The sequence below is a fragment of the Acinetobacter sp. YH16042 genome (assembly GCF_013417245.1).
GTDB classification, from domain to species: Bacteria; Pseudomonadota; Gammaproteobacteria; order Pseudomonadales; family Moraxellaceae; genus Acinetobacter; species Acinetobacter amyesii.
This window is the reverse complement of the sequence record NZ_VPEJ01000002.1, coordinates 173,628-185,162: the sequence shown is the minus strand read 5'-3', so window position 1 is coordinate 185,162 and position 11,535 is coordinate 173,628. Positions and strand designations below refer to the sequence as shown.

Here is an 11,535-nt window from a genome sequence, read left to right as displayed (position 1 = left end):
AGCCACTACTCAACTAAATTAAACTCCAAAGGAGTGTCACCTTTATCTGTTTCCACAACGACTTTATAATTACTAGCGCCTTGTAAAGAAACATTCCCGATGTCGTATTGGTTTTTACCTAATGCCAATAAATATTTCATATCGGAAGATTCAGCGACTGTTTTTTTGCTTTTATCGATGACATAAAGTTTTTGGATTTGAATGTGTGATTTTGCTAAATTTTCAACCTGAATAATGGTGCGACCATTCGTTTTTTTGGCAATAAATTTCAAATAAGCGGGTTCTTGTTTGCCGACAAAAAATGGCACATTAATACTTAATAACAGTGCAATTTTCGATTCAGAGTTCGTCACTTGTGGTAGCTCAGTATAAATAATACGCCATGCTTCTTCTTGTTGTAGATTCATACTTTCTACAGATTGAGTAAAACCCACACGAACCATTTGTTTTGAATTTGGTTTTAAAATAAAGTTTTTCGGATTGATAATAATATTGGATTCAGGTGAAAGAACATCTTCCCCTGCGGCATTTTGAGTCCATTTAAATGCTTGAGCTTCAAAAATACGTGGTGTCTCATCATCCCCTTTCGATTCCAAAGTAAATGTCGCACTGCGTTGTTTAGATTTATCGGTTAAATATAACTGCACAGGGCTAATTGAAATACCTGCAAATATTTGAGGACTCAATAAGCAAGTTATTAAACTAAATGAAACGACTTTGAATAAACTTTTCATATACCCACCCCAGTACATTTAAATATTATTATCAATTCAAAATAAAAAGAAGTTGACCCTAACTGTGTAGAATCAACTCCCTAAATTTGGATTAGTAAGCTACTTTGATATATAAAGTATCTTTGTATGTACCAGCACGTTGAGTACCTGAAATTGTATTTTTTGGAGCTACAGATACAGCAAAGTTATCAACGCTCATACCAGCTACAGGTGTAGAACCGATTGGATAATTCACACCACCTTTTGAAGTCGTGATTTTTGTAAATACTTTATCACTAGTGGTTTCATGTTTTACAAAAGTATCTGCACTTGAACCCGCGTTTAGCGTAGATAGATTTAATGTATATGGAGTGTTCGTTGTAACTGTAAAGCCACTAGCACCCGTATAACTGTCTTCAACGAGTTTGATGTCTTTACCTACCAAAAGCTCACATGCTTTAAGAATCTGTAACTTTATGTCGATTTCGCCTTCACACGGCGCACCGCCACATTGTTTAGATTCTTTTTTACCACCAGCGATTGCAGATGTTGCTGGAAGTGCTACGAACAATGTTGCAGATAGTACTGCGGTTAAAATTTTAGATGTAGACATTTCACTTCTCCATTCTCATATGAGATTTATTAGTATGTGCATCAAAGGATATTTATTAAGAAAAACTAATTAATCTTACTTTCCCTAGGTGCTGATTCATTCTTAATCATGTGGAGAAAAAAAGAACCTAATGCGGAATATTCACACGAATATTCATGTAATATTATTTTTTACGAATATTTAAATTATGTGGTTGTAATATATTAAATATTTTTAATTTTTATATTTTTATTTAATTTTTCTCTTTATCCCAAATTTTGGGGATTTTTTTCATATCCCTATTTTTTGGTATAACATATCTTATTGTTTTTATTAAATTTAGTAACATTAAAAATAATATAGGCTGTTACATATTTCACCAAATATTTGTGAAATAGTTCAAAATAATTTTCAAACAAACCAATAATATTTGAATATTCAACTATATTAATAGTAAAGGCCGATTAAATTTTATTTTTAAATAGAATCTCGAATGTATAATCACTACTTTCAGGTATGTCTTTTGAAACGCAATACAAGAATTACGTCACCAAATACTGAGCCTTTGTATTAAATTACAGGTTTTGAAACACGTCTTAGTTTCCAATGTTAAGCTTTTGTAAATCATATTTTCTTTCTTTAAATTTCAGTTTTTTGTTTTTCAAATTTTTAGAATCTCATTTATTACATGAAATATCATGTATGTTAAAATTCAGTCCCTCTCTTTCAACCCTCTTTTTACTTTGATTTTTTATTCAAAATACTGACTACCTCATTTAAAAGTATCTACATTCATCTTTAGAAAATTCTATAAATAAAAAAAGCCCCAAGTTATGGGGCTTTTTAAAAAATTTAACTTACTCACTGACTGGATAAAGCAATCCTTGATCGACTCGAAAGATTTGACCTGATCCAAAGTCAATCTGCTGCAACTCTCCTTTTAATTTTGGGAAGCCAGCAATTTTTTCCAATTGTGGTGAGCGTTGAAAATTCTTCGTTTTAGGATTGTACATCCAATAAATAAATCGCTTATCTTCTATTTTTCGACCATCAGAGGTATCTGAAAGTACAACATCATAGTATCCATCAAAATTCACATCTAAGAATCCCATACTATTCCCAAAGGCATTAAAGCCTTGTAATGACTGCAAGACTTTGCCATTTGATTTATTAATCACATCTACGCGTTTTAGAGACTTCCCATAAGGTTGGTCTGCGGATTGCACCCCATAGAACTTAAACAGCAAGATAGGTTTATCTACAGCTTTAAACGCAGGCTCAAACTGTAAATAACTAGTAGATGGTGGTGCCGTTTGTTCCGTCAGCTCAGCTTTAAAAGAGCCTGTATTTGCATTCAAGGTTCCTGCCAAACGATAAGCTGTTGCAGCACTTTGTTCAGTCCCAACATTGACTGAATTCAGATCTATAAAATCTGCTTTTTGAGTCCCTTTAAAGTTAATTTGTTTGGGCTCTTGCAGATCAGTCAAAGTCCCGTGCGGATTCCATATGCCAGCATACAAGTCTAAGAAATAGCGCCCTTCAGTCGAACGAAGCATCCGCTGCATGGATATGCGAACATCAGGTAAAGGCTTTAACTCAGGCTGTGCTATATCTGCATCTTGTGCAAAACCCACCACAGGTAGACAAAGAGCGAGTAAAAGAGAGAGTTTTGATATTTTCATTGCAATTACACACTCCATACAGCATGAATAATGCCTACTCTATCACAACCTAAATTCAACACAGATGACACAAATATAGGAGTTTTGAAACTACCTACGACTCAAACCATTAGATTAAATCGGTACCGCTTTTAAAGCCCATGTTTCCAAATCTAATGAAATACATTTCAAACCAATATTAGATTCAATACATAGATCTTTCAGCAATTCAAACTGATCTACCTTATGATCAATTACGGGCTTCACAAGCTCTTGCTTTCTTCTAAGATCAATATATGCATTTTTCCCAACATATACTTCAACAAAAGCTTCTTCAGGCAATTTTAACGTATAAATTGGACGCGTTTGCAATTGGGACTCTTTGCCAAAGTTGGTCATTGATATATGCATGTGTTTTTGCAGAAAAGTGATACCCGAATTGAGTATCGCTAATATTCTTTACAATACGTACTTCCTCTTCGTATGCCCATTCCTGCATTTTATAAAGCAAACCATGCTTTATTAAAACTTCTTCATTATCCCAATTTAAAATATTTGAATTTCCTACAGACATTAATTTTTCAACACTTGCCACATTGGCCTGCTTCGGCGCTGTTTTTAAATATCTCAACTCTCCTTTTGTTGAAGGAATAATAAATTGATCACCATCTTCAAAACCTGCTTTGCATGTGTCTATTCCGATCACGACACCTTTTTTAACTATCCCCATAATGTGGCCAGATGAGTAGATTTAAAGCAGTTCTAGTCAAACTTAAAATCACATATTTTCTAGAAAACTGATTTCGGAATGCCCTACTGCTACCGATGTCGGTACATCCAAATCATAAAAACCAAAACCAGTGCATTCAAATGGGTCATTAAAATCTTCTAAATGTGAAAAACCTAGAGATTTTGTTTTTAAAATCGTTAAAGCAGCTTCAAAACTCACATATTTATATAAAATCATTATTCTAACCCACGCTAATATTGGGTTCCTTGTAGCATAAAACTCAAAAGATAATTAAATAAATTCTTTTCTTTGCTTACGATTTTGTTCGCTTGGATCCAAAGTATGAACGAGTACAAAACATTGTTTTGTACGAAGTACAACGAGGCAGCACACTGTTTTGAGTGACGCGTAAGGAATGAGAGCACTACTTTTCTATTTTTAAGGCAAGTAACTTTAGATATTAAAAAACCCACTCAAAATGAGTGGGTCTTCGTATTCAAATCAATTGATTCAAGAAATTAGTTTTTCTCTTTATCAACGATTTTGTTCGCTTGGATCCAAGGCATCATCGCACGTAACTTGTTACCAGTTACTTCGATACCATGCGCCGCGTTTTGACGACGACGAGCAGTCATAGAAGGATAGTTTAAAGCACCTTCTTGGATGAACATCTTCGCGTATTCACCAGATTGAATACGTTTAAGCGCATTACGCATAGCTTCACGAGACTGTTCGTTGATTACTTCAACACCAGTTACGTATTCGCCATATTCAGCATTGTTTGATACTGAGTAGTTCATGTCCGCGATACCGCCTTCGAACATTAAGTCAACGATCAATTTAAGTTCGTGTAGACATTCGAAGTAAGCCATTTCTGGTGCATAACCAGCTTCAACAAGAGTTTCGAAGCCCATTTTAACCAATTCAACAGCACCACCACAAAGAACTGCTTGCTCACCGAAAAGGTCAGTTTCAGTTTCTTCACGGAATGAAGTTTCGATAATACCAGTACGGCCGCCACCAACACCTGAAGCGTAAGAAAGCGCAACGTTACGTGCATTACCAGAAGCATCTTGGTGAACAGCGATAAGATCAGGTACACCTGAACCACGTTGGAATTCTGAACGTACAGTATGACCTGGCGCTTTTGGAGCAACCATGATTACGTCAAGGTCAGCACGTGGAACAACTTGGTTATAAAGAACAGAGAAACCATGAGCAAATGCTAGCGTTGCACCTTGCTTGATGTTTGGCTCAATTACGTCACGGTAAAGTTGTGATTGGAACTCATCTGGAGTCAAAATCATAACTAAGTCAGCTTGAGCTACAGCAGCAGGAACTTCTGAAACTTTAAGACCAGCATTTTCAGCTTTTTTCCAAGAAGTAGAACCAGCACGTAGACCTACAGTTACGTCAACGCCTGAATCCTTAAGGTTAAGCGCATGAGCATGGCCTTGTGAACCATAACCAATGATTGCTACTTTTTTGCCTTGGATGATAGATAAATCTGTGTCTTTATCGTAAAAAATTTGCATTGCTGTCTCCGCTAAAATGCTTTTGTTTCCTTTAACTTGATACCGTGATTCTGTTTGATTATTCACGTTTCAAGTACCTCACCCATAGGAGTGAGGTGAATATATAAAATTAGATAGTTAAAACTTTTTCGCCACGTGCGATACCTGAAACACCTGAACGTACAACTTCTAGAATTGTATTTTCAGCTAAGGCATCAATAAAGCCATCTATCTTTTCAGTTGTACCTGCGATTTGAATGGTATATGTCGTTGGCGTTACGTCTACGATTTGTCCACGGAAAATATCCGCAGTACGTTTAATTTCGGCACGTGCTGAACCGAGTGCTTTGACTTTAATTAACATCAATTCACGTTCAATATGAGCACCTTCAGACAAATCAACAACTTTTACAACTTCTACAAGCTTGTTGAGCTGCTTAGTGATTTGTTCAATTTTGTGCTCATCACCATACGTGGTTAAAGTCAAACGCGAAAGTGTCGGATCTTCTGTTGGCGCTACGTTTAATGTCTCAATGTTATAACCACGCTGAGAGAATAAACCTACCAAACGTGAAAGCGCACCTGCTTCGTTTTCTACAAGTACAGAGATAATATGTCTCATTGTGTGCGCTCTCCTTTGCCTAACCACATATCTTTCATTGACTGGCCAGCAACCAACATTGGATATACATGCTCTGAACGATCAACCATCACGTTAATAAACACGCACTTGTCATTGATAGCCATTGCTTCAGCAAGCTTCGATTCGAGTTCATCTGCATGATCAATTTGAATACCCACATGCCCATACGCTTCCATTAATTTAGGGAAGTCAGGAAGTGACTCAACATAAGAACTTGAGTGACGACCTTCGTAGTTCATGTCTTGCCATTGCTTAACCATACCTAATGCACGGTTATTCAAGCATAGAATTTTTACATTCAAGCCATATTGCTTACATGTAGAAAGTTCTTGGATACACATCTGAATCGATGCTTCGCCAGTAATACACACTACTTGTTGATCTGGGAAGGCAAGTTTTGCTGCCATAGCATATGGCAAACCTACACCCATGGTTCCTAGACCACCTGAGTTGATCCATTGACGTGGACGTGTGTATTTGTAGTAAAGCGCACCAAACATTTGGTGTTGACCAACGTCTGAAGTAATGATGGCTTGGCTATTGGTAATTTTATCCAACGCTTCAACAACTTGCTGTGGCTTCATTGAACCATCAGTTGGTTTATCATAGTTCAAACCATGAACTTGACGCCATTCATTGATTTGTTTCCACCAAGCCGCGATATCTTCTGGATTTGGTTTAGACACATTCAATTGCTTTAATTGAGCCAACATTTCAGTCAATACAGGCTCTACTGCACCCACAATTGGGATGTGCGCCATAATTGTTTTTGAAATCGTTGCTGGGTCTATATCAATATGAATGACTTTGGCATTTGGACAGAATTTCGCTGGATTATTGGTTACACGGTCATCGAAGCGCGCGCCCACACACAGAATCACATCTGCATTGTGCATCGTCATATTGGCTTCGTAAGTACCATGCATACCCAACATGCCGATGAATTGTTCATCATTGCCCGGATACGCACCAAGACCCATTAAGGTACTGGTTACTGGATAACCCAGTAAATGTGCAAGTTCTGTCAACTGTGCAGAAGCATTGCCTTGAACCACACCGCCGCCTGAATAAATAATTGGGCGTTTAGCATGAATCAATTCATCAATTGCTTTACGAATTTGACCTGAGTGACCACGATGCGGCGGTTGATACGAACGCATTTTCACTTTTTCAGGATATTCGTAAGCAAATTTCTCTGCAGGATTCGTTGCATCTTTTGGAATATCAACGACAACAGGACCCGGACGACCACTTGAAGCGATATAAAATGCCTTCTTAATAATCGAAGGGATTTCGCTTGCATGACGTACTTGGAAGCTGTGTTTTACGATTGGGCGCGAAATACCAACCATATCCGTTTCTTGGAACGCATCCTCACCGATAAGATGGCTTGCAACCTGACCTGACAAAATCACCATTGGGATTGAGTCCATATAGGCAGTTGCAATTGGAGTTACGGTATTTGTTGCACCCGGACCAGATGTCACCAGTACGACACCTGTTTTACCTGTGACACGTGAGTAAGCATCAGCCATATGACCAGCAGCTTGCTCGTGGCGCACTAGGTAATGATTGATTTTTTCTTGTTGAAATAGCGCATCATAAATATGCAGTACTGCGCCGCCTGGGTATCCAAAAACATGTTCAACGCCTTCGTCCGCTAAAGCGCGTACGAGCATTTCACCACCAGATAAAAGTTCCAACGTGATTCACCCTAATCTTTTTTCACGCACAAATGGAGGGCATTTGTCGTGGTTAATTCATTAACTGTGTGCTCTGTTATAGCACACAAATTTCATAGTTTTCATAGCAATAAGAAAAAAATCTGACCTGCTTGCTGTTTGAGCAATATGGGGTCTAAAACATGTTGGGATAAACATATTTTGTTGGCTTTGTTCAACGTCTCGGCTAGAGAAGAAGTCCATTGCTAAAATGCACTCATTCGAAGGGTGATCGATCTAAGGCATATAAAACTAAAGACAGCATTTTTGTAGTTTCAACCATTAAAGTCAAGTTTAAAAATCGGCTTTTTTCTGATTACTTACAGACCGTTTGTTTTTTAAGCACCCTCTCTTTCTTCGTATTCTTTGTAGTTTGTTTATTTATAACCAGTTAGCATGTATTTAATAAAATACTTTTATAAATCTAATAAATAAATTAAATGAATGGATGTATGTTTTTAATTCAATTGCCTTACATTGAAGTTGCTGCATAGGTTAAATGATAAGAATTCAATATTTTTATTGCTTATAAATCCCCCAATTCATCATTCACAAAGTTATTCATCCCACACGATGTCCCTTTTATCCTTTGTGCTAAAAAATGCATAGATTCTACTGTCAAAAAAGCGCAAAATTTTCAGCATAATTTTGCATGATCACTCTAACTATGGGACTGAATTTATGATGAAGACGATGATTGCACGAACTGCATGTATTTTATCTAGCATGGCGTTTTGCCTGACCAGTTTGGACCTTTCAGCGAAAGAATATTACAAGTGGGTGGATGCAAAAGGTTCAACGCATTACACCACCACGCCACCGCCAAAAAATGCGCAGCGTAAAGGTAAAGTGAATACCTATGGTGCAACAACGACTACGCAATCAACTCCAGCAAAAAACCAAAAAGAGGTTTCACGTGAAGCCGAACAGTCGAATGAACAAAATGAGCAACTAGCGGAACAACAACGCGAAGCCAATGCAGCGCTCCGCCAAGGTCAAGCCGTAGCCTCCGCACCACAATAATTTACGCCAAAGCCTTCAATTTTGACTTAAATTATTTACATCTACACAGCATCGCAAAATTCACTCTAGGCGTATTTTGCGCTATGCTGTAGCACAAACTTTTTAACCGTTATTTCTATTTACGTTTATGACTACTCACATTGACCCTGAATATCAAGCCAGTGCGATTGAACCTACAGTCCAACAAGACTGGGAAAATCGCAAAGCCTTCAAAGTTGCCGACCAAGTAGAAGGACCACGTCGTTATATCCTCTCTATGTTCCCTTATCCAAGTGGCAAACTGCATATGGGTCATGTGCGTAACTATACAATTGGTGACGTGATCAGCCGTTTCCACCGCTTACAAGGTGAAACTGTACTACAACCAATGGGTTGGGATGCTTTCGGCCTACCTGCTGAAAATGCGGCGATTGCCCATCAAGTCGCTCCTGCAAAATGGACTTTTGAAAACATTGATTACATGCGTAATCAGCTTAAAAAGTTAGGTCTTTCTGTAGATTGGGATCGTGAATTTGCAACTTGCACACCTGAATACTATCGCTGGGAACAATGGTTATTCGTACAGCTTTATAAAAAAGGTTTAATTTACCGTAAGCTTTCAACAGTGAACTGGGACCCAGTAGACCAAACTGTTTTAGCAAACGAACAAGTTGAAAATGGTCGTGGCTGGCGTTCTGGTGCATTGGTCGAAAAACGTGATATTCCAATGTACTACTTCCGCATCACTGACTATGCGCAAGAATTACTTGACGATTTAGAAACATTAAAAGACGGTTGGCCACAACAAGTTCTTACCATGCAACGCAACTGGATTGGTCGCTCTCAAGGGATGGAAATCACCTTCCCTTCAGCGAATCCAGACGTTTATGCAGATGGTTTAACTGTATTTACCACTCGTGCTGACACACTCATGGGTGTGACTTATGTTGCAGTTGCAGCAGAACACCCAATGGCGTTAAAAGCTGCTGAAACAAACCCTGAACTTGCTGCATTTATTGAAGAATGCCGTATGGGTTCTGTTGCAGAAGCCGATCTTGCGACGGCTGAAAAGAAAGGCATGGCAACTGGTCTTTCTGTGAAGCACCCAGTTACAGGTGAAGAAGTTCCTGTTTGGATCGCAAACTATGTCTTGATGTCTTACGGCTCAGGTGCGGTGATGGCAGTGCCTTCACACGATGAACGTGACTTCGAGTTTGCGAATAAATATGGCTTAACCATTAAGCAAGTGATTGATGCCAAAGGTGCAGACGATGCAGACTTTGACGCAACAACTTGGCAAGAATGGTACGGTTCTAAAGAAGGCAAACTGGTGAATTCAGGCGAATTTGATGGTTTAGATTTACAAGGTGCATATGATGCATTCCTTGCAAAATTAGAACCGACTGGACTTGCCAACTCGAAAGTTCAATTCCGTTTACGTGACTGGGGTGTTTCTCGTCAGCGTTATTGGGGTTGTCCAATTCCTATGATCAACTGTGAAAAATGTGGTCAGGTTCCAGTACCTGAAGAACAGCTTCCAGTTGTATTGCCAACGGACGTGGTTCCAGACGGTTCAGGCAATCCACTCAACAAAATGCCTGAGTTCTATGAAACCACTTGCCCATGCTGTGGTGGCGATGCTCGTCGTGAAACAGATACTTTGGATACCTTTGTAGAATCATCTTGGTACTATGCACGCTATGCATCTCCAGATTTCACTGACGGTATGGTAAAACCTGAAGCGGGTCAAACTTGGTTACCTGTGAACCAATACATCGGTGGTGTTGAACACGCAATTCTTCATTTACTTTATGCACGCTTCTTCCACAAATTGATGCGTGATGAAGGTGTGGTACAAGGGAACGAGCCATTCACCAACTTGCTTACTCAAGGTATGGTTCTTGCGGATACTTACTACCGTGAATCAGAGTCAGGTAAGAAAACTTGGTTTAACCCTGCTGACATCGATTTAGAACGTGATGAAAAAGGTCGTATCATTTCTGCGAAATATCAAGGTGATGGTCAAGACGTCGTGGTTGGCGGTCAAGAAAAAATGTCGAAATCGAAAAATAACGGTATCGACCCGCAAGCCATTATTGACCAATACGGCGCAGATACTGCACGTGTATTCATGATGTTTGCTGCACCACCAGATCAATCACTTGAATGGTCTGACGCAGGTGTTGAAGGTGCAAACCGTTTCTTAAAACGTGTATGGCGCCTAGCATCTGGTTTCCTTGAACAAGGCAACTCTGCTGCAAACATCGACAAAGCGACACTATCTACCGCTGCACAAGACTTGCGTCGTAAAACACACGAAACCATTCAAAAAGTGGGTGATGACATTGCACGTCGTCACGCCTTCAACACCGCGATTGCTGCGATGATGGAACTTTTGAATGCAAACAATAAGTTTGAAGCCAAAGATGACAATGACGTTGCCGTTGCACGTGAATCAATCATTACCCTTCTAACTTTACTTGCTCCTTTTGCACCACATTTAAGCCAAACCTTATTGGCTGAGTTTGGTATCGAATTAACATCAGCACGCTTCCCTGCGGTAGATGAATCTGCGCTGACTCGCAATACACAAACGATTGTAGTGCAAGTGAACGGTAAACTTCGTGGCAAATTAGAAGTGTCTGTCGATGCCTCTAAAGATGACATTTTGACACAAGCGAAAGCATTACCTGAAGTTCAACAATTCTTGACTGGTCCAACCAAGAAAGAAATTGTGGTGCCGAATAAATTAGTGAATTTGGTGGTTTAATAACCTTACAGCTCCTTCTCCCTTTGGGAGAAGGTTGGGATGAGGGTAATTAATAAAACTCACCTCTCCCTAACCCTCTCCTAACAGGAGAGGGAATATAAGGATTTCACAATTCCCAAACAAAGCCCGTTGCCAGTCAACGGGCTTTGACTTTACAATCCACACAGGATTTCAACATTATCCCTTCGG

General features: G+C 39.0%; 11 protein-coding genes. 2 read left to right on the top strand and 9 right to left on the bottom strand.

Going from position 1 to position 11,535, the window contains the following annotated elements; translation table 11 throughout:
- Window positions 1-5: 5 nt before the first annotated feature.
- The 9 genes from FTV37_RS02360 to FTV37_RS02320 all read right to left on the bottom strand — a co-directional run bounded on the left by FTV37_RS02360 (window position 6) and on the right by FTV37_RS02320 (window position 7,556).
- Window positions 6-734, bottom strand: coding sequence for a molecular chaperone (locus tag FTV37_RS02360; RefSeq protein WP_180062955.1), 729 nt, complete (start codon window positions 732-734; stop codon window positions 6-8).
- 91 nt (window positions 735-825) lie between these two features.
- Window positions 826-1,326: a hypothetical protein gene (locus FTV37_RS02355; RefSeq protein ID WP_180005392.1), complete on the bottom strand. Its 501-nt coding sequence runs from the start codon at window positions 1,324-1,326 to the stop codon at window positions 826-828.
- Window positions 1,327-2,162: 836 nt separating this feature from the next.
- The gene (locus tag FTV37_RS02350) at window positions 2,163-2,987 is read right to left on the bottom strand and encodes a hypothetical protein (protein WP_257224195.1); all 825 of its coding nucleotides are present in this window, start codon (window positions 2,985-2,987) and stop codon (window positions 2,163-2,165) included.
- Window positions 2,988-3,101: 114 nt separating this feature from the next.
- Window positions 3,102-3,338, bottom strand: a complete 237-nt coding sequence (locus FTV37_RS02345; protein WP_180062953.1) for a hypothetical protein — start codon at window positions 3,336-3,338, stop codon at window positions 3,102-3,104.
- On the bottom strand, window positions 3,301-3,696 hold the full coding sequence (locus tag FTV37_RS02340) for a DUF2971 domain-containing protein (protein ID WP_180062952.1): 396 nt from the start codon (window positions 3,694-3,696) through the stop codon (window positions 3,301-3,303). Before FTV37_RS02340 ends, FTV37_RS02345 begins: the two co-directional genes overlap by 38 nt.
- A 48-nt stretch (window positions 3,697-3,744) precedes the next feature.
- The gene (locus tag FTV37_RS02335) at window positions 3,745-3,933 is read right to left on the bottom strand and encodes a hypothetical protein (protein WP_257220830.1); all 189 of its coding nucleotides are present in this window, start codon (window positions 3,931-3,933) and stop codon (window positions 3,745-3,747) included.
- A 281-nt stretch (window positions 3,934-4,214) separates the two neighbouring features.
- Window positions 4,215-5,231 (bottom strand): ketol-acid reductoisomerase, encoded by a 1,017-nt coding sequence (gene ilvC / locus FTV37_RS02330; RefSeq protein ID WP_078192867.1) that lies wholly within the window; start codon window positions 5,229-5,231, stop codon window positions 4,215-4,217.
- 109 nt (window positions 5,232-5,340) lie between these two features.
- Window positions 5,341-5,832: an acetolactate synthase small subunit gene (gene ilvN, locus FTV37_RS02325; protein WP_078189625.1), complete on the bottom strand. Its 492-nt coding sequence runs from the start codon at window positions 5,830-5,832 to the stop codon at window positions 5,341-5,343.
- Window positions 5,829-7,556 (bottom strand): acetolactate synthase 3 large subunit, encoded by a 1,728-nt coding sequence (locus FTV37_RS02320; RefSeq protein WP_168378448.1) that lies wholly within the window; start codon window positions 7,554-7,556, stop codon window positions 5,829-5,831. The genes ilvN and FTV37_RS02320 overlap by 4 nt, the downstream gene beginning before the upstream one ends.
- Window positions 7,557-8,300: 744 nt before the next feature.
- On the opposite strand from FTV37_RS02320, the gene FTV37_RS02315 reads away from it, so the two are divergent.
- The gene (locus FTV37_RS02315; protein ID WP_373683553.1) at window positions 8,301-8,597 is read left to right on the top strand and encodes a DUF4124 domain-containing protein; all 297 of its coding nucleotides are present in this window, start codon (window positions 8,301-8,303) and stop codon (window positions 8,595-8,597) included.
- A 127-nt stretch (window positions 8,598-8,724) separates the two neighbouring features.
- Entirely contained in the window at window positions 8,725-11,346 is a 2,622-nt protein-coding gene (leuS, locus tag FTV37_RS02310) for a leucine--tRNA ligase (protein ID WP_180062951.1), read from the top strand.
- The last annotated feature ends 189 nt before the right edge of the window (window positions 11,347-11,535 follow it).

Excerpts from the sequence above, each read along its gene's own strand:
- ilvN (WP_078189625.1), bottom strand. The coding sequence starts at position 5,832 with ATGAGACATATTATCTCTGTACTTGTAGAAAACGAAGCAGGTGCGCTT.
- FTV37_RS02340 (WP_180062952.1), bottom strand. The coding sequence starts at position 3,696 with ATGGGGATAGTTAAAAAAGGTGTCGTGATCGGAATAGACACATGCAAA.
- FTV37_RS02355 (WP_180005392.1), bottom strand. The coding sequence starts at position 1,326 with ATGTCTACATCTAAAATTTTAACCGCAGTACTATCTGCAACATTGTTC.
- FTV37_RS02350 (WP_257224195.1), bottom strand. The coding sequence starts at position 2,987 with ATGAAAATATCAAAACTCTCTCTTTTACTCGCTCTTTGTCTACCTGTG.
- FTV37_RS02360 (WP_180062955.1), bottom strand. The coding sequence starts at position 734 with ATGAAAAGTTTATTCAAAGTCGTTTCATTTAGTTTAATAACTTGCTTA.
- leuS (WP_180062951.1), top strand. The coding sequence starts at position 8,725 with ATGACTACTCACATTGACCCTGAATATCAAGCCAGTGCGATTGAACCT.
- ilvC (WP_078192867.1), bottom strand. The coding sequence starts at position 5,231 with ATGCAAATTTTTTACGATAAAGACACAGATTTATCTATCATCCAAGGC.
- FTV37_RS02335 (WP_257220830.1), bottom strand. The coding sequence starts at position 3,933 with ATGATTTTATATAAATATGTGAGTTTTGAAGCTGCTTTAACGATTTTA.
- FTV37_RS02315 (WP_373683553.1), top strand. The coding sequence starts at position 8,301 with ATGGCGTTTTGCCTGACCAGTTTGGACCTTTCAGCGAAAGAATATTAC.